12 protein-coding genes are annotated in these 18,702 nt (G+C 62.9%); 7 read left to right on the top strand and 5 right to left on the bottom strand.

What is annotated here, in order from left to right; all coding sequences use genetic code 11:
* Positions 1-40 precede the first annotated feature (40 nt).
* Positions 41-484, top strand: a complete 444-nt coding sequence (locus tag K7711_RS41185; protein ID WP_222977497.1) for a nuclear transport factor 2 family protein — start codon at positions 41-43, stop codon at positions 482-484.
* A gap of 532 nt (positions 485-1,016) precedes the next feature.
* Here K7711_RS41185 and K7711_RS41180 read toward each other — a convergent pair.
* Together K7711_RS41180 and K7711_RS41175 are read right to left on the bottom strand one after the other, a co-directional pair.
* Positions 1,017-2,138 (bottom strand): cytochrome P450 family protein, encoded by a 1,122-nt coding sequence (locus K7711_RS41180; RefSeq protein ID WP_235748583.1) that lies wholly within the window; start codon positions 2,136-2,138, stop codon positions 1,017-1,019.
* 403 nt (positions 2,139-2,541) lie between these two features.
* Positions 2,542-4,035, bottom strand: a complete 1,494-nt coding sequence (locus K7711_RS41175) for a class I adenylate-forming enzyme family protein (protein ID WP_222977493.1) — start codon at positions 4,033-4,035, stop codon at positions 2,542-2,544.
* A 611-nt stretch (positions 4,036-4,646) separates the two neighbouring features.
* On the opposite strand from K7711_RS41175, the gene car reads away from it, so the two are divergent.
* Positions 4,647-8,135 carry a carboxylic acid reductase gene (gene car, locus K7711_RS41170; protein WP_222977491.1) on the top strand — a complete coding sequence of 1,163 codons (3,489 nt, stop codon included), beginning with the start codon at positions 4,647-4,649 and terminating at the stop codon, positions 8,133-8,135.
* A 65-nt stretch (positions 8,136-8,200) separates the two neighbouring features.
* Here the strand turns inward: car and K7711_RS41165 are convergent, their stop codons facing one another.
* Complete coding sequence (locus tag K7711_RS41165; protein ID WP_308015182.1) at positions 8,201-9,175, bottom strand: aldo/keto reductase; 975 nt, start codon at positions 9,173-9,175, stop codon at positions 8,201-8,203.
* A gap of 157 nt (positions 9,176-9,332) precedes the next feature.
* On the opposite strand from K7711_RS41165, the gene K7711_RS41160 reads away from it, so the two are divergent.
* Positions 9,333-10,979 carry an AMP-binding protein gene (locus K7711_RS41160; RefSeq protein ID WP_222977486.1) on the top strand — a complete coding sequence of 549 codons (1,647 nt, stop codon included), beginning with the start codon at positions 9,333-9,335 and terminating at the stop codon, positions 10,977-10,979.
* Between the two features lie 50 nt (positions 10,980-11,029).
* On the opposite strand, the gene K7711_RS41155 is transcribed toward K7711_RS41160, so the two are convergent.
* Entirely contained in the window at positions 11,030-11,842 is an 813-nt protein-coding gene (locus K7711_RS41155) for an NUDIX hydrolase (RefSeq protein WP_222977484.1), read from the bottom strand.
* A 414-nt stretch (positions 11,843-12,256) separates the two neighbouring features.
* Between K7711_RS41155 and K7711_RS41150 the strand changes: the two genes are divergently transcribed.
* From K7711_RS41150 to K7711_RS41135, 4 genes are all read left to right on the top strand, one after another.
* Entirely contained in the window at positions 12,257-13,198 is a 942-nt protein-coding gene (locus K7711_RS41150; RefSeq protein ID WP_222977482.1) for an alpha/beta hydrolase, read from the top strand.
* Positions 13,199-13,860: 662 nt separating this feature from the next.
* Entirely contained in the window at positions 13,861-15,063 is a 1,203-nt protein-coding gene (locus tag K7711_RS41145) for an amidohydrolase family protein (protein ID WP_222977480.1), read from the top strand.
* Positions 15,064-15,169: 106 nt separating this feature from the next.
* Entirely contained in the window at positions 15,170-16,012 is an 843-nt protein-coding gene (locus tag K7711_RS41140; protein WP_222977478.1) for an acyl-CoA thioesterase domain-containing protein, read from the top strand.
* Positions 16,013-16,090: 78 nt separating this feature from the next.
* Complete coding sequence (locus K7711_RS41135; protein WP_222977476.1) at positions 16,091-17,233, top strand: acyl-CoA dehydrogenase family protein; 1,143 nt, start codon at positions 16,091-16,093, stop codon at positions 17,231-17,233.
* A 129-nt stretch (positions 17,234-17,362) separates the two neighbouring features.
* Here K7711_RS41135 and K7711_RS41130 read toward each other — a convergent pair whose 3' ends face one another.
* Complete coding sequence (locus K7711_RS41130; protein WP_222977475.1) at positions 17,363-18,643, bottom strand: amidohydrolase family protein; 1,281 nt, start codon at positions 18,641-18,643, stop codon at positions 17,363-17,365.
* Between the last annotated feature and the right edge of the window lie 59 nt (positions 18,644-18,702).

Genomic DNA, 18,702 nt, shown 5'->3' with positions numbered 1-18,702 from the left:
TTCCTTGCTTTTAGCAAGCTAGCTGCTTACAGTGGTTTTCGTGTACCATGCCATCGTACGATTCCTGGTCCGGAGAACCTGGCGCCGCATCGGCTCGGGCAATTACGACGCCGTGGTGTCGATGGCCGCACCCGATCTTCGGTTCCGATTTCTCGGCGATACAGCACTGGGCGCGGACCTGCACGGTCCGGAAGCGTTCCGAGACTGGTTCACCCGGTTCGACCAGCTTCTCCCCGGCGTTCGCGTGGAGCTGGTGGATGTGGTAGCCAACGGGTGGCCGTGGAATACCAAGGCGGCAGCGCAGTTACGCGTCACCGGAACCCTCGCCGACGGCACTGAATACCACAACACCGCAATGCAGTGGGTCACCCTGCGCTGGGGCCGACTGGTGGATGATCTCGTCCTGGAGGACACGCTGACATTGCAGCGCGCCCTGGACAAGCTCCAGCGACCCCGACCGGCAGCTACGGCCGATCCGCGGTAGGTAGCCGCTTGCTCATTGCCCGCTGAACGACGTATGCATTGCAACTGGCCAGGGGCGGATCGGTACTCTGCTCGCGGTGCTCAGGTGTGGGGTGCTGTGACGAACAGAAAGGTGGTCCCTTCCTCGGCGCACGCGGTTGCGGCGGATGGGAATGAGATCTCTTGGGCGGGAGAGTGATCGAGGAGGCTGAGGTCGAACTGTCGGCCTGGCTCGGTTATTTGAGTGCCACTGCTGTTACTTCCACTGCGCTCAGGAGCAGCGAAACGTAGCCGCACGCCCGGTGATGTCGGAACCGTTGTCATGGGGCAGGATCGAACCGGATACTTGGCTGAGGTAATAGCATCGCGTCGACTCTCACCCCCGCTGCGAGTACATTTCGTAGAAGTATTCGATGGTGATCGGTATTCTCGACGCGCTCGATGTCGGACATCAATCGGTGGTGATCGAGGTGTGTCGATGGCGAACAGCCAGCAGACTCGAGGCTGCCGTGACGACCGCCACCCGGCGAATTTGCTCGTCGGTCGGCGCCCTGTCAGAAAACGGGTACGGGTGGTGCGGGGTCGAAGGTGACTGGGATTTCGGCTACCGCGCGTTGCAGCAGTCCGGGCCGCCAGGGGAGTTTCTCGGCGGGAATGGCCAGAACGAGTTCGGGCAGGATGTCGAGCAGTTGATCGATGGCGCATTGGGCGATCAGGTAGGCGAGCGATTTGGCCGGGCATGCGTGTGGTCCGGCGCTCCAGGCGAGATGGGAGCGGTTGCCGGTGCGTTCGTCGGCGGCGATCTCGGGGTCGTTGTTGCAGGCGGCGAGGCTGACCAAGACGGGTTGGTTTGCCGGTAGCCAGATTCCGTTGATCAGGGTGGGCTGGCGGGGGTAGCTGATGCTGTTGTTGGGCAGCGGTGGGTCGAGGAACAGCACCTGGTCGAGTGCGTCGCGGGTGGACAGCGCGCCGCTCACGATTCCGCCGCCGAACTGGTCGTTGGTGAGCAGCAGGCGTAGTGCGTTGGTGATCAGGGCGTGCACGGGTTCGATTCCGATGCCGTAGAACACCAGAAGCTGGTTCAGGATCTCGTCGTCGTCCAGTTCGACGTCGTGCTGCAGCAGGGTGGTGGTGATATCGGCGCCCGGTGTGGCGCGTTTGAATTGCATGAGGTCCCGCAGTGATTGTTCGAATCTGCGGTTGGCTTCTTGCGGGTCCACGGCGTCCATGATTGCGGCGAGGTGCGCGGCGGCTTTCTCGCTGATGGCGGGCGGGCAGCCGAGCAGGTTGTTGATTACCGCGAAGACGAGCGGAAATGCATACTGGGAGACCAGATCTGCGGTGCCGGCGGTGCAGAAGGAGTTGATCAGCGGGATGGCGGTCCGTTCGACGATCCCATGCACAGCGTGCAGATCGACCTTGTCCAGGGCCGCGGTCAGGACCGTGCGAAGCCGGGTGTGCTCGTACCCTGCGTTGCGCACCGCGATCGGGCGCCAGCCCAGTATGGGCAGTACTGGGCAGTCTGCGGGAACGGTTTCCTGCCAGGCTCGTGGATCGGCTGGGAAGCGTTCGGGGTCGTTGAGGATGGCCAGGCCGGCGCGGTACCCGATGACGAGTGTGGCGGGGACGCCGGGGGCAAGCTCGACGGGTACGAAGGTGCCGAACTGTTCTCGCATCTCCCGGTAGACGCGATGGGGGTCGGCATTGAACTCGGTTGTGTACAGGCGGACTCGTTGTGCGTCATTCTGAGTGAAAGCCGACGGCGGTTGGGACAACCCGTTTCTCCGGACATTTACGTAGCGGTGCGTGGAACGCGGCCGGAAGACATGCTCTCCCGGTTGCTGCGAATCCTAGCGAAGAGATTGCAATCGAGGTATGTAATCCGTTTGGTCACTCCGGTTTTCGTTACTGCCTGTTGCGGGCGGTATCGGTCGTAAGCACACTTGTCGGTTCACCGAGTGGCGAACGTGGTTCCACTCCGATCTCGACAAAGAGGGCGCAGAGAAGCACGGCCGAGGAACTGACGTACGGTCGATGGCAGGTAAATGCGAACTTCGGCGGAACGATATCGTCCGGCCGCTACGTGGCGGGGCCGCGGTCCTGGTCGAGTTGCTCGTCTCCTGATTGGATGAGCTTACGGCGCAGCAGCTTGCCGACCGGGTTGCGCGGAAGTGATCGCACGAATCGCCAGTCCGCCGGAACCTTGAATCCGGCCAGCCGCTCGCGACTGTGAACGCGCAACTGCTCGGTGTCGGGTGGGTTCGCCGGATCGACGGGCACAACGAAGGCCCGGATCTTCTCGCCCAGCCGCTGGTCGGGTACACCGACCACGGCCGCTTCCGCGACCTGCGGGTGACTCTCCAGGATCTGTTCCACCTCGAGCGGGAAGACGTTTTCGCCGCCGCGAATTATCTTGTCGCCCTTGCGGCCCGCCAGATATAAATAGCCATCGCGGAGATATCCCAGATCGCCGGTGTGCTGCCATCCTTCGGCGTCGACCGAGAACGAGTGGCTGGACTTGGCCCATACCTCGCCAACGCCATCGGGTCCGGCCTCGGCGATGCGTAGTTCCACGCCCGGCGCCGCGCGACCGACCGACTGGAGCAGTTCCTCTTTGCCAGAGATCGCGACGCGATGGTCGTGTGGCCCGAGTACTGTGAGCGGGCTGCCCTCCGTCTGGCCGAAGAGGTTGACGAAATCGACATCCGGTCGCAGCTGCGCGATTCGCCGCATCGTATCAGGGTGAATCGGCGACCCGCCGTAACCGATCATGCTCAGACTGGGCATAGTCAAAGCATCAGCGCTGAGCAACATTTCGATGATCGACGGCACGGTGATCACGTGTGTCGGTCGCACTGGTTCCAGACTGTGCCACGATGTCACGCTGACGGACGGTACGAGCACCATCGTGGCATTGTTTCCGAGTGCCACCGCGATATTGCCCAGCCCGCCGACATGGTGGAAAAGCCCAGCGATTACCAGTCGAGCACCGCGATGCAGCTGCAGCAGTGAACCGTTGACCTGCGCGCGCCGGGCGAGCTCGCGCTGGCGAACGACGACCTGTGAGGGCAGCCCGGTGGTGCCTGAGGTGTGCAACATGAATGCGATGTCGGCGGCTGCGGTATTCGCCGATGCGGGATCGAGCGGTTCGCCAGGGGCGAACTCCTCGATGATCGCGAGGTGACGGCCGGTCTCGGCAGCGAGGCGCGCAGCCTTGTCTGCCCATTCTGGCTCGGCGAGAAGGATGTTGCCGTCGAGGCGACGCAGGCAGTCCAGAAGTTCTCTATCGGTCAGCTTCGGGCCCAGCGGCGCGATCGGCCGGTTCGACACGGCACCGGCGAGAAGTAGCGCCACGGAGGCGGGGCGGGTCGTTACTAGTGCGGGGACGTACCGTTCGCGTGCGGCCCCGTGCGCGTCGAGGAATTTCCTCGCCCCCGATGATCTTTCCAGTAAGTCCTGGTTCGTCCAGCTCTGCACACCGTCTGGTGTCACAGAAATGATGGCGAGCTCGTCGGTGGCAGCAGCCAGTCCTGTGAGTACGCGCTGCGACCACGTCGATGACGGTGAATCCACCGGCTCAACTCCTCTTGTCGTTCTTGTGCCCGCGAACAATTCGCACCGACGCCGATGCTGGATTTCGGCGGCGGTGTGCTCACGGTCCACCTCGGCCCTCAGCGATGCTGGGCTGGCGTCGGCATGTGCCGCGATTTCGCTGTGCAGCGACTGCGGTTCGGTTCGACGGACAGCTTCACCGCGCTGTGCCCCGAGCGCTTGTCGTGGAGATTCTGCCCCATAGATAGGTATATCATTTATCTTTCGGAGTGGCAGGCGTTGGGCGACCGGCGGCCTTCGGTGCGGGCCGCGACGCTATTACCACGACCTCAGCGACTACGAAGTAGGACTTCTGAGCGCTCGCCGACCGATGGCTGCTCGTCGGCGCACCGGATCCGGTGGTGGCCCTGCTCGCCGAGTATTGCGACGTCAGCGTGGGTAGCGTGATCTTCGCTGGTCCCTGCGACGCTGCGGCAGGGCAGTGTGGCGTGGAGCCCCGTGGCGGAGGTCCTCCAAACACTGTACGAACCCAATAGTTAGATGATACAAGTAATTAAATGGGTTGTCGTCAGGTGCATCGTGGACACCGACCGGCAGGCCGATGCTGACAGCCACGTAGCGCAGGAGATCGCATGTCCATCGATTCACGCCCCGCGAAGTGGGAGTCTCGGGTCGCCGAGTTGTTCGCGACAGACGCACAGTTCGCGGCCGCGCAGCGTGACGATTCGGTCTTCGATCGGATCGGGTCTTCTCTGTCGCTGTCCGAGGTTCTGCAGGTGATGCTCGACGGATACGCTGAGCGTCCCGCGCTCGGTCGGCGAGCCGTGGAATACGAGCGGGATCCGCGCACCGATCGAGTACGCGTCCGTTACCTGCCGAGGTTCGACACGATCACCTACTGGCAGCTACGCAAGCACATCAGCTCCGTCGTGACGGCGTTGACCGGTCCGAAGGTTTCAGTGCGTCCCGGGGACACGGTGTGTGTGCTCGGCTTCACCAGCGTCGACTACACCATCATCGATCTTGCCCTGATGCGGATGCGGACCATCGCGGTGCCGTTGCACACCAGCGCGCCCGCTGCGGCGCTGCGCCCGATCGTAGAAGAGACCGAACCGGTCGTTATCGCCTGCAGCGTGGATCATCTGACCGACGCCGTAGCGCTGATCGAGACGCATCGGCCCGCAATGCTGCTGGTGTTCGACTATCACCCCGAGGTGGACGATCATCGCGACGCGGTGGTGGACGCTCGCGATCGCCTCGCCAGGCTGGGTGCGCCGACCATGATCGAAACGCTGACCGAGATGATCGCGTATCCCGCCGAGTTGCTGCCGCCGCCGGTCGTGGACGAGCCGGACCCACTGTCGCTGATCCTGTATACCTCCGGGAGTACGGGAACGCCCAAGGGCGCCATGTATAGCGAGAGCCTGATCGCGAACATCTGGCGCCGGGGTCCGAACAAGGCGATGCCCGTCATCAGCATGAACTTCATGCCGTTGAGTCACATGTTCGGGCGGGGCACGCTGTACTCGACCTTGGCACAGGGAGGGATCGCCTACTTCACCGCCCAGAGCGACTTGTCGACCTTCCTCGAGGACCTCGAGCTGGCCCGGCCGACACGGCTGAACTTCGTACCAAGAATCTGGGACATGCTGTTCCAACAGTTCCAGGCCCGGCTGGCGCGCCGAGAGGCCGGGGGCGGTGATCCGGCGGTGGCCGAGGCGGAAGTGCTGGCCGAGCTCCGGCAGGGGCTGCTGGGCGGACGGTTCATCGAGGCGTCTACCGCATCGGCTCCTATCTCGGCAGAGTTGCGGTCCTGGGTCGAGTCCCTGGTGGAGCTGCCGCTGCGAGAAGCCTACGGGGCGACCGAGGTTCGCGCAGTCACGATCAACGGCTACGTCCAGCGCCCACCGGTGATCGACTACAAGCTCATAGATGTGCCCGAGCTCGGCTATTTCGGCACCGACCGCCCTTATCCACGCGGTGAGCTCTACGTCAAGTCCTCCGATGCCGTCCGGGGATACTACAAACGGCCCGAGCTGACCGCGCAGCTATTCGATGCCGAGGGTTGGTACCACACCGGCGACATCATGGTCGAGCTGGGGCCCGACCGGCTGCAGTACGTCGACCGGCGCAACAACGTGCTGAAGCTCGCGCAGGGCGAATTCGTTGCGGTGTCGAAACTGGAAACGGTATTCGGCAACAGTCCGCTGGTGCGCCAGATCTTTCTGTACGCCAACAGTGCGCGTCCGTACCTGCTGGCCGTCGTCGTGCCGAGCGAACAGGTGCTGGCCGACAATTCGGTCGAGTCACTGAAACCGGCTGTGGCGGAATCGCTTCGCTGCGCCGCACGCGAGGCTGCTTTGCAGTCCTACGAGATCCCCCGGGACATCGTCATCGAGACGGAGCCATTTTCGCTGCAGAACGGGCTGCTTACCGGCATCGGCAAATTGGCATGGCCGAAACTGAAGGAGCACTACGGCCCCACACTGGAGCAGCTTTATTCCGATCTCGCCGCGAGTGAAGCCGACGATCTGGCCGAGCTACGCCGCGAGGGGGCCGCGCGGCCGGTAATCGAGACCGTCGGGCGCGCGGCCGGTGCACTGCTCGGCGTGTCCGATGCCGTCCGGCCCGAGGCGCATTTCGCCGATCTGGGCGGAGATTCGCTGTCGGCGTTGACGTTTTCCAATCTGTTGCACGACATCTATGGCGTCGAGGTTCCGGTCGGTGTGATCGTGAGCCCGGCCGGTGATCTGGCGACGATCGCGGCTCATATCGAGAGTTTGCGTCGGCAGGGCCCCGGCCGCCCCACCTTCGCCTCGGTGCACGGCAGGGATGCGGCCGAGGTTTCCGCTGCCGACCTGAGGCTGGAGACCTTCATCGATGCGCAGACGCTGAGGTCTGCCTCGTCTCTATCGGGACCGGCACACGAGGTCCGGACGGTCCTGCTGACCGGTGCGACCGGATTCCTGGGGCGCTACCTCGCCCTCGAATGGCTCGAGCGGATGAATGCCGTTGGCGGCAAGGTGATCTGCCTCGTCCGCGGCAAAACCGACGCAGATGCGCGCACCAGGCTCGACGCGACGTTCGACAGCGGTGACACTGGCCTCGTGGCCCACTTCGGCAAACTGGCCGAAGACACGCTCGAGGTGCTCGCCGGTGACAAGGCCGAGCCCGATCTCGGGCTCGGCCGCGAGAGTTGGCAGCGGCTCGCGGAGACGGTCGACCTGATCGTCGATCCGGCCGCGCTGGTCAATCACATGCTGCCCTACAGTCAACTGTTCGGCCCCAATGTCGGTGGTACCGCCGAGTTGATCCGCTTGGCGATCACCACCAGGATCAAGCCGTTCGTGTACATCTCCACGGTCGGCGTGGGGACGCAGATCGACCCGGCGGAGTTCACCGAGGACGCGGACATCCGGATCGCGAGCCCGGTAAGGAAAATCGACGACACGTACGCCAACGGCTATGCCAACAGCAAGTGGGGCGGCGAGGTACTACTGCGGGCGGCGCACGATCTGTGTGACCTTCCGGTCACGGTGTTCCGCAGCAATATGATTCTCGCCGAGCCTGCTTATGCCGGCCAGCTCAATGTGCCCGATATGTTCACTCGAATGATGTTGAGCTTGGCGCAAACCGGTATCGCTCCTGGATCGTTCTACCAGCTGGATGCGAACGGACAGCGACAGCGCGCACATTACGATGGCCTGGCGGTCGACTTCATTGCCGAAGCGATCGCCGTACTCGGTGGTGGGCACGACGGCTACCGGACCTACCACGTCATGAACCCGCACGACGATGGTATCGGGCTGGACGAGTACGTCGACTGGCTCGTCGATGCCGGATGTCCCATCCAGCGGATCGGCGATTATGAGGACTGGCGGCAGCGGTTCGAGGCGGCACTGCGGGGGCTTCCTGAGGAGCAGCGGCAGAATTCGCTGCTTCCGTTGATGCCGGCTTTCCGCAGGCCACTTGTGCCGACCCGGGGCGAGCTGGCGTCGGTCGAGCGGTTCCAGGCAGCGGTGCGGGAGGCGAAGATCGGACCGGACAAGGACATTCCGCAGATCACCGCGCCGATCATCGCGAAATACGTCGCCGATCTGAAGTTGCTCGGACTCCTTTGACCTGTGCGGCGGTGACCGCGGGAATTCCCGTTGGGGCGTCCTGCGGTCACCGCATGCCGAACTGGTTACCAGGCATACGCCTCGGGCGCAGGCTTGCTTCCGTTCGGAGCCGGCGCGGGGAAGAGCCGATCCAGCGCTGTGAGCGTGTCGTCGTCGAGGGTGATCTCCAGCGCGCGCTGCGCACCATCGAGCTGGTTGACGGTGCGAGGACCGATGATGGGCCCGGTCACCCCGTCCTGTGCCAGCAGCCATGCCAGGCCGACGTGGGCAGGGTCCTCACCGAGATCCGCGCACAACTTTTCGTATCCCTCGAGGGTTTCGCGGTGCTGGTCGAGTGCCGCGGCCATGCGTTTCGAGGTACTGCGCGCGGTGGCGCCGTCACGCTGCTTCCTCAGGACCCCGCCCAGCAATCCGGACTGCAATGGCGACCAAGGGATCACGCCCAGTCCGTAGTGCCGGGCTGCGGGTAGTACCTCCAGTTCGATCCAGCGAGTCAGGAGGTTGTAGATCGACTGCTCGCTGACCAGGCCGAGAAAGTGCCGTGAGCGGGCGGCTTCCTGCGCCTGCGCGATGTGCCACCCGGCGAAGTTCGACGAGCCGAAGTAGAGCACCTTCCCTTGCTGCCGCAAGAGTTCGAAGGCTTCCCAGATCTCCTCCCACGGCGATTGTCGGTCGACGTGGTGCATTTGATACAGGTCGATGTAGTCGGTCCCGAGACGCCGGAGCGATTCGTCGCACGCCCGACGGATATTCAGTGCCGACAGGCGAGATTCGTTGGGCCACTTGCCCATCGGGATGTAGACCTTGGTGGCCAGCACGGTCTTCTCGCGTCGGCGGTCACCTGTGGCGAACCAGCGGCCGATGATCTCCTCGGTAAGACCGAGATGGCCTGTCGGCGGATCGGCCATCAGCGTGCCGTACACGTTGGCGGTGTCGAAGAAATTTATGCCGTGCTCGTGTGCGCGGTCCATGATCGCATGACTGTCCGGTTCGGATGTCTCGGGGCCGAAGTTCATCGTGCCGAGTACGAGTCTGGACACAGACAATCCGCTGCGACCCAAGGGCGTGTATTCCATAGTGCTCGATAGCCTTTCGCCGGTACTTGTCGGTGGTCTGCGCAGCCCAAATAGAACAATAGTTTAATCTAAAGAGACTGCACGGGGTGGCTACTCGTCACCGAACAAGCAAGGAGATGCTATGGCGACCGATCCGATCGGATACCGCGATCAGTGGTCCCACATCCCCGATGACCTGAGGATTCGGTACGACCGGGACCTGGTCAGTATCCCGAACGCCGTGCGGGCCGCGGCCGAGCGGTTCGGATCGCTCGAGGCGCTCGTGGACGGTGACGTGCGGATGACGTTCGCTCAGCTGGAGACCGCCATGATCGACAGCGTACGGGCCGTGATCGCGCTTGGCGTCGAACCGGGAGACCGGGTCGCCATCTGGGCTCCGAATTCGTTTCACTGGATCGTGGCCGCGCTCGGAATCCAAGGCGCGGGTGGGGTTCTGGTGCCGATCAACACTCGTTTCAAGGGTGGGGAAGCGGCCTTCGTTCTGCGTAAGAGCGACGCGCGGGCGCTGGTCACCATGACCGACTTCCTGGGTAACGACTATCCGGAGATGCTGCGTGCAGTCGATCCGTCTGTCTCGGCGCTGGACCGGGTGGTCGTGGCGTCAGGAGAAGTGGGCCCCGGTCAGTTGTCGTGGGACCGGTTTCTGGCGCGCGGTCGTGAGGCTGTGACGGTCGCGCAGGCGAATGCCGCGATCGATGCGGTCCGCTCCGACGACCTGTCCGACATCATGTTCACCTCCGGCACCACCGGACAGCCCAAGGGGGTGATGCTCTCGCACGGTCAGTCGTTGCGCGCCCATGGATGGCTGGCGAAAGTCATGGATTTCCGTGCGGGGGACCGATATCTGATCATTCCGCCGTTCTTCCACACCTTCGGCTACAAGGCGGGATGGATGGCGTGCATTGTGCACGGCGTCTGCAGTATTCCGCAGCGCGTCTTCGACATCGACGCGGTGCTGCGGACGGTCGCAGATGAACGGGTGTCGATCCTGCTGGGTCCGCCGACGATGTACCAGGACATCCTCGATAGGGGGTCGCGCGGTGAAGATGTGTCCTCCCTACGTGTCACGATGCCCTCGGCTGCGATGGTGCCACCCGATCTGTTCCGCCGGATCGCGACCGAATTGGGGGCTGAAATTGTCCACAGCGGTTACGGATTGACGGAGGCGACCTCGCTGGTGACCGCGACCGTTCCGCGAGTCGATGACGTCGAGGACATCGCGTCTACCGTGGGGCGTGCGGCATGGGACGTCGAGTTGCGGGTGGTCGACGACGAAGGACACGACGTGCCAACAGGGGAGGCCGGTGAGTTGCTGGTGCGTGGGTACAACGTCATGCGCGGATACTGGGAAGACCCCGAACAGACCGCCGAGGTCATCGACGCTGACGGGTGGCTGCGTACCGGCGACGTTGTGGCGATGGACGAGCGCGGGTACATCCGGATCATGGATCGGAAGAAGGACGTCGTCGTTGTCGGCGGGTTCAATGTATACCCCGCCGAGGTCGAACGAATGCTCGGCGAACACCCCTCGGTGGCCGAGATCGCGGTGGTCGGCGTGTCCGACGCGCGGATGGGCGAAGTACCGGTGGCATTCGTGGTGCCGCGTCCTCTCGCCGCGCTGACCGAGGCGGAGTTCCGGGCGTGGGCGGCCGAGAAGATCGCGAACTTCAAGGTGCCGCGCCGGGTGATGCTGGTTGACGCCCTGCCTCGCAATGCGAGTATGAAAGTTCTCAAGAATGCGCTACGCGACCTCACCGACACGGAGTGAGCGTGTTCCTGTGGTATTCCACGAGACGGGTACACGGATAAAGGTCTCAATCAGAACTCATCTGTGTCGGGACGGTCGAAGAAGTATTGTCCATCGGCCCGGACAAGTTTCGGAGCGACGGTGGTCACCTCCCTGGTCGCTGCCGTACCGATGAGGTCTTTTCCGTCGAATGTGAGCAACTGGCGTATTGTGTGGATTGTGGGAGGCATCATGGGAAGTTCGCCGGCCTTGCCGGCGCGGTATGCCTCGTGCAGATCCAGCCAGATCGCATGGTCGGCTTCCGAAGCCAGATCTCCGATCCGCTGACCGCCCGGCAGCATTGCCACGAAGAATCGAGTGTCGAAGCGGCGAGGCTCGAATTCGGGCGTCACCCAGTGCGCCCATGGGCCCAATAGGTCGACGCGCATGGACAGGCCGCTATCGGATAGGAAGTCTGTGAAGCTGATGCTGCCATTCTCCAATTCCGCGCGGGCATGCGAATAACGGGCCATGTCGGTCTCGATCGCTGGATCCGCCGAGGAACCGGCCAGTAGTATGCCGGTCTCCTCGAAGGTTTCGCGGACCGCCGCTACTACCAACGCTCCTGCTAGGTCGGCTGTGCAGCCGAACTTGTCGGCCCACCAGGCCGGTGCGGGGCCGATCCACCCGATCGCTGGATCCGCATCTGCATCCTCGACACTGCCGCCAGGAAATACGTGCATTCCCGCGGCGAAATTCATGGTTGGCTGTCGTCGCATCAGGAAGACCTGGAAACCGCCTTCGCAGGGCCGTAGCAACACGACCGTGGCTGCATCCCGCGGCGTGACCGCAATGCCGTTCCAAGACTCCACCATGGCCTTTGCTCGTGCAGACAGCGCTCGCATCGTCTTGCCCTCCTCGTTTCATCCGCTGCAATAATACTTTCCCCGCCTCAGCATCTCTCAGTCACGGAACGCGGTTCGCTGCCTCCGAACTCTCTGAACGTGATCACGCGGCGACGTGCGGGTTCCGGTCGGTGGACGTCCCTGTGAGCGACCCGTACGATCCGCTGGAACACTGTTCCCTGGTGAGTTGTGTCCGCTGCGAAGTACGATTTCGTTCATATGGAAGAGGCGCTATTTCGGTCGGCCCGCAGATATGGGCAATGACTCGCAGCAGATGTAGGTGGAGATGGATCTCGAGAACAAGATGGCTGTAGTGACCGGCGGGGGAAGAGGTATTGGGTGCGCGTTCGGATTGCTGTTCGCCCACGAAGACGTCGGAGCTATGCGTCTCGTCCGAGTGGAGGCGCTGAGCTCATGAGTTTCGCATTCGATTCCGAACTCGCTGTCGCGGTGCCAATGTTGCCGGATCTCGACTTTTCGAAGGACCTGGCCGGTGCCCGGGCGCAAACCCGGGAGTTGGTCGCCCAGGCGTTCGGCTCGGCGGATACCACCGGAGTCACGGTTCGTGACAGCTCGATCTCCGGGTACGACGGCGGGCCGGACGTACTCGTGCGTATGTATATGCCCGACGCCATCGAATCGGAAGCGGTTCTGCTCGACATCCACGCGGGCGGCTTCGTCATGGGTGATATCGAAACGAACCATGCGGCGAACATCGAATTGGCGCGCACTTTCGGAGTGGTCATCGTTTCGGTCGACTATCGACTAGCGCCCGAGAACCCTTACCCAGCAGCGCTGGAGGACTGCTATGCGGCCTTGGTGTGGACTGCTGAGCAGGCCGCACAGTGGGGTTGTGATCCGTCACGTGTCGTGATCCAGGGGCACAGCGCTGGCGGGGGACTGTGTGCAGCGCTTGCATTGCTCGCTCGCGATCGCAGTGGACCGCACATCGCCTTCCAGTTCTTGGGCGTGCCGGTAGTTGACGATCGGCTCGAGACGGCAAGCATGGCGGCTTTCACGGAGACACCGCTCTGGAACCGCCCTAGCGCGGAGGCAAGCTGGGACTGCTACCTCGGCGCTGGGGTCCGGGGCACAGCCTCGGTCTCACCCTACGCGGCGCCGGCGCGAGCGGAGGACTTCGGACGTCTGCCGCCCGCCTATATCTCGGTGATGGAGTTCGACCCCCTGCGCGACGAAGGTATCGCTTACGCGCAGTCCCTGCTCGCTGCCGGTGTTGCAGTTGAACTGCACTTGTTCCCCGGTACTTTCCACGGTTCCAACCTGATAGGTCATGCCGAGATCAGTCGACGTCAGGATGACGAAGCTCGGACGGTGCTCGCCAAAGTGCTCAAATAGCACATTCAGTTATAGTTCTTTGTCCGGCCGCGGACAACGGCCCTCGTCGAGCAGGGAGCGGTTTCCGTGGTCCGGGCCTTCTGGAGTCGAGCGGTGGTCGCTTCGGTGTGATAACCGGCCCCCACCCCCCAGGCCCGGCAGACTGATCGAGAATTCCATGGCTGGCCATCGGCCGCCAATCCGCGGGTGAAACACCACCAGTGTCTGCTCTTGCAGGTGCGTTCGTGGAGGTGAAAAGTGCGGTATCAGGCCCTTTGATGCTGTGCGGGTAACTTCCGTCACCTTGTCGCTAGTGATCGCCGAACTCGCCTGCAGCTGTTCGGTCGCCCTCCGGGGCCGGGGAGCACAGTCGGGAACGGGTCGCCGGTCGACTCGGCCGTCCGGAGTCCGCCGGGCTTGCCTCGTTTGGCCTCCGTAGCACGCTGCGGGCGAGAGGTGGATGCGGTTTCGGCGCATCGCCTCGGGGGACAGTCCGACGTCTACGTGCGTACGAACGCGTCTCCGACCCTGCCGATAGAAAGAGCTTAACTGTCCAACTATAAAACTTGCAATAGTCTAACAATCTGATAGCATCTATCACGTTGCCGGGGGTGAGTTCCTCAGCCCGGTAGGCCCGTGGTCGCCGCAGGGGCCGTCCAGTACTCGGAGAGAGGATGTTCGCGATGTCGCTGATCAAGGACACGGTGGGGCGGCTGCCGTACAAGCTGCTCGACTTCGACCAACATTCCTACGAGGCCGACGATTGCTTCACTCGGCATATGCCGAAATCGAAGCTGGATTCGGCTATCTATCCGATTACTTCCGCGACCGGCAAGAAGATTCTGCTGGCCAACGACCGGGTCGTCACCGCGCTCGAGGCGAATCTCGACCAGGCGTACGTTCCCGGCTCGCTGGTGGAGATGTTGAAGGCGCGTTCGTCCGGCGAGGCGAGCGACGCCGAGCGGTTCTACGAGCCGATTCAGTCGGAGTACCGGGACCGGGACGCGCGCGTCAAGCAGTTGGGCGAGCAGCAGATCGAGCATTCGATCATGTATCCGGGGGGTTGGGCGCTGATGGCCGAGGCGTACCTCGAGGGCGTCGATCCGCTGTACGACAACCTGGAGTCTTTCAACCGGTGGATGGCGGAGGACTGGGGCTTCGCCTACAAGAACACCATCTTCGCCCCCGCCATGCTGTCCCTGCGGAACCTGGACCGCGCCTGCGCGGAACTCGATCGAGTACTCGCCGAAGGGGCCCGGTTCGTAATGCTGGCCCCCGGGCCGGCCTACGGGCGCTCACCCGGCGACCCCTACTTCGATCCGTTCTGGTCTCGTATCAACGAGGCGGGTGTGACGATCGCCTACCACATCTCCGAATTCCACTACCAGGCCAATGTCGCGAGCCAATGGGGCTGGAGTCTGGTCCCGCCCTTCCAGTTCTCGGCGTGGCAGTGGCAGAACACCTATGGTGAGCGGCCTATAACCGATACGCTCTCGGCGCTCATTTTCGACAATTTGTTCGGCCGTTTTCCGAATATTCGGGTTCTGGTCAGCGAATTCGGCGCGGAATGGGTACCACACTTCATTCGGCACATGGACAAGAGCCGCGGTATGGCCCGCAACGGGCGTTGGCTCGGCGGGCAACTGTCCGAGCGGCCGAGCGCAATTTTCAAAAAGCACGTTCGTGTGGTTCCGTATCCGGAGGATGACACCGTGGACCTGGCCGACCGGCTCGGTGGCGTGGACTGCCTCGTGATGGGTTCGGACTGGCCGCATGCGGAAGGGTTGCGCGAGCCGGCGGACTTCTATGCGAAGGTCGAAGGACTAGGCGAGGAGCGACGGCGGATCTTCCTGCGGGACAACGGCCTCGAGCTGATCAAGCGCTGAGCCGGCACGCTGAGATGTCCCCGGCGCACCGCGTGGGCGCTGTGTCTTTGTATTGCCCGACCCATGCACGCGGACCGGGGCTCCGGATCTCTCAGAGACGGGAACTATGACCAACGACCTTTCTGACGCCCTGCGTATCAGACATCTGGAAATCCACCCGGATAATCGGATCATCTTCGGCGCCTCCGTGGAAGCGCAATTGGAAATGTCAGCTCTGCTGATCGCTCCGGGACGCGTGGCTGTGACGATGCCGTTGCGCGGCGCTGCGACGGATCAATTGCAGCCGGTCGAGCCGATACGGTTGTCGGTGCTCGCCGACGCGGCGACCGGACTAAGTGTTCTGACCGCCGAGGAACACGAATTCTGTGCGACGGTGGAACTCCGGGTCGATACGCTCGGCGCACCGGCGGCCGGGGCGACGTCCCTGCAGGCGAAGGGTACGACGCTGACCCACGCGTCCGGATTCGGTACGTCGCGGGCCGATATTCACGATGATCTAGGCACACCGATCGCTCACGCTGTCGCCATCGTGTCCATCGGAGGGGGCCGCCAGGGAGCGCCGGACACTTGGTCGAGACCGGTTGGCGCGCAGTTCGATCCGATGGACATCCAGGTATCGGTGCTCAACGCGGGTCAGTGTGTAACCACCGTCGCGCCAGCCATGAGCAACAGTGCGGGCATGGTGCACGGCGGGGTGCTGATGAGTTTGGCGCATGCTGCGCAGGACGCGTTCGAGCAAACTCTGCACGGTCGTTCTCGCCGAATCCGGTTCGCGGTCGATTATTTGCGTCCAGTGCCACCCCTGGGCGAGTTGCGGATGTCCTCGACATTGGAACGCGGCGGGCACAGGCTGCGCTCGATCCGAACCGAACTTGTGCGCGAGGATGGCAAGGTCGCCGCGATCGCGACGGGGATGGGCGCAATGGTGAGCGAGACCGTGGAGAGATGACGACGGGACCTCGGAGTGCGGGTCTATCGGCAACCTGTCGCGTTCGACGACTGTGCAGAATGAGAGGATGAAAGCGCCATGCGCCGTACGATTTTCGAGCCTGAACACGAGCAGTTCAGGCAGACAGCGCGCACATTTTTCGAAAAGGAGTGTGTGCCGCATGTCGATGAGTGGGAGAAGGCCGGCCGTACGTCGCGAGAAGTCTGGTTGAAGGCGGGACAGGCGGGCCTGCTGGGGTGGGATGTTCCGGAAGAGTTCGGCGGATCGGGCATTGTCGATTTCCGTTTCAATGCCATTCTGAACGAAGAGTATTGGGCGACCGGATCGGTCGGCGTCGGATTCGGTATTCAAAACGATATCGTCGCGCCGTATCTGATCGACCTCACGACCGACGAGCAGAAGCGCCGCTGGCTGCCGAAATTTGTCACTGGGGAGATCATCACCGCGATCGCGATGTCGGAGCCCGGAGCCGGATCGGACCTGGCCGGCCTTCGTACCACCGCGCGACGTGAGGGCGACGAGTACGTCATCAATGGATCGAAGATCTTCATCTCCAACGGCCTGCTCTCGAATCTCGTCATCGTCGCCTGCAAGACCGATCCTGCTGCGGGACGCAAAGGTGTCAGCCTCATCGCGGTAGAGGCCGACACGCCCGGATTCACACGTGGTCGTAAGCTGGACAAGATCGGTCAGCATTCTGCGGATACCGCCGAACTTCATTTCCAGGACGTGCGCGTTCCCATATCAAATCTGATCGGTGAGGAAAATCGAGGCTTCTACCATCTGATGCGTAACCTGCCGAAGGAGCGCCTTGGTATCGCTGTGCACGCGGTGGCGGGCGCTCGCCGCGCTTACGAGTTGACCTTGGCCTACGCGCAGGATCGTAAGGCGTTCGGACAGGCCATCGGTACGTTCCAGGTGAATCGGCACGCGCTTGCCGAGATGCGCACGAAGATCGAGGTGATGCAGACGTACCTCGACCAGTGCATCGTCGCTGCCAACGCCGGTGAGCTGACTGCGGAGGAAGCTGCTGGCGCGAAGTGGTGGACCACCGAAACGCAGTGGGAGATCACCGATCGCTGCATGCAGTTGCACGGTGGGTACGGCTACATGAACGAGTACGAGATCGCCCGATTGTGGCGAGATGTGCGAGTGCAGCGTGTCTATGGCGGCACGAACGAGATCATGAAGGATCTCATTGGCCGGTCGATGGGTCTGTAGCGAGCGCATCGGGTCCGGTGGCGAATCGTCACCGGACCCGATCCAATCGCGGGACGATCACTCTCGGTGTCGGCCATCGCGCTGCCCCGAAGTTTAGGTATAACTATGCACCTGTTTGCGCGGGAGCCATCAACCGATAAACACAGGCTTGTGGACGTCGCCACGGGGAAAGAGATCCGACTCGGGTGGCGTAAGGACGTCCTCGGTGCTGAGCCCGATGCGACGTGCGATTGGCAGAAGGCTCCGCAAGTCGATGTCGAACACTTTCGCGGCGTTTCCGCCGAGCAGTTCACGGGCTTCGTCGACCGGCACATGCTCGGCGCCGAGCGTCGCGCGAAGGTACTCCTGCGTCGTCTCGAGCAGAGTCCCCTCGTGGTGCGGGAAATCCATCCCCAGCATCATCTTGTCCACGCCGATATCATTCCGTGCCCTGATCTCGGAACGTGAGAAGATCGACGAGCCAAGGTAGCACTGTCGCTCGTAATATTCACTCGGCTTGCACTTGATGACGTCGCGGTAGTCGGTGCGGAAATAGCTTCCGTCATAGCTGTAATCCATGTCCCGCAGCATCGGTACAACCCAGCCCGACCCCTGCTCGGTAAACACAACCTTCAGATTCGGGTGACGCTCGAGCACGCCGCCCCAGATGAGGTGATTCAGGACGTTATGCGTGTAGAACATCATTTCCGGCACGTACAGCCGGGATCCGCAGGCCGGATGCGGGACGGCCGGGGTGTGGATCGGGCGCGTCGAGGTGCTCGAGAGCGCGGCGTGGCTGTTGACGATCATGTCGAGCTCATCCAGGACATTCCAGATCGGCTCGAATTCGGGATGATACAAAGGCTTGAGCGGGTCGAAATGTGGCAGCACGATGCCGCGGAAGCCGTGCTCGCGCGCCCATCGGATCTCAGCGACCGCGTCGTCGACGTCGTAGGACCAGCTCACCGCGGCCATCGGGATGAAGCGCCCTGGTGCCCCGCTAACGAAGTCGACGAGCCAGCGGTTGAAGGCGCGGAAGCCGGCGCGGCGGTGTACCTCGTCCATCGCAGGCATTCCCTTGGCAGCTGCCAACGTCGGCGAGTACAGCTCGAAAGGCAATCCGAAATCGGGGAACAGTACTTCGACGCAGACTCCTTCGCGCTCCATCTCGGCGATCCGGCGGTGTACGTCCGGAAAGCCGTCGATCCGCCCGGTGTCGACCATCTTCTCGGTCCATTCATCGACGTACTCCGGATCGAGACGCGCACCGAGCGACGCGGCATCGAAGTTTCGCGACCCCTTCTCGTTCCAGTCCACGAGAAATGCGTCGAACTCCGCATGAAACTCCGGATCAACATATGGTCGATAGTCCGCCATCAGGGCGCCGGCGTGCCCGTCGCTCGAGATCACCGTGAACACCGAGTCGGCCATGGAATATCCCACCTATCTGGGGTTGAACCGGTCAACCTTTACGGTGATCGGCCGGTCAA

This window comes from Nocardia coffeae (assembly GCF_019890715.1).
GTDB lineage: Bacteria > Actinomycetota > Actinomycetes > Mycobacteriales > Mycobacteriaceae > Nocardia > Nocardia jiangxiensis.
The sequence above is the reverse complement of the archived record's forward strand: the minus strand, read 5'-3'. Positions and strand labels throughout refer to the sequence as shown.

Excerpts from the sequence above, each read along its gene's own strand:
- K7711_RS41135 (WP_222977476.1), top strand. The coding sequence starts at position 16,091 with ATGCGCCGTACGATTTTCGAGCCTGAACACGAGCAGTTCAGGCAGACA.
- K7711_RS41145 (WP_222977480.1), top strand. The coding sequence starts at position 13,861 with ATGTCGCTGATCAAGGACACGGTGGGGCGGCTGCCGTACAAGCTGCTC.
- K7711_RS41150 (WP_222977482.1), top strand. The coding sequence starts at position 12,257 with ATGAGTTTCGCATTCGATTCCGAACTCGCTGTCGCGGTGCCAATGTTG.
- K7711_RS41180 (WP_235748583.1), bottom strand. The coding sequence starts at position 2,138 with ATGCGAGAACAGTTCGGCACCTTCGTACCCGTCGAGCTTGCCCCCGGC.
- K7711_RS41160 (WP_222977486.1), top strand. The coding sequence starts at position 9,333 with ATGGCGACCGATCCGATCGGATACCGCGATCAGTGGTCCCACATCCCC.
- K7711_RS41140 (WP_222977478.1), top strand. The coding sequence starts at position 15,170 with ATGACCAACGACCTTTCTGACGCCCTGCGTATCAGACATCTGGAAATC.
- K7711_RS41155 (WP_222977484.1), bottom strand. The coding sequence starts at position 11,842 with ATGCGAGCGCTGTCTGCACGAGCAAAGGCCATGGTGGAGTCTTGGAAC.
- K7711_RS41130 (WP_222977475.1), bottom strand. The coding sequence starts at position 18,643 with ATGGCCGACTCGGTGTTCACGGTGATCTCGAGCGACGGGCACGCCGGC.
- car (WP_222977491.1), top strand. The coding sequence starts at position 4,647 with ATGTCCATCGATTCACGCCCCGCGAAGTGGGAGTCTCGGGTCGCCGAG.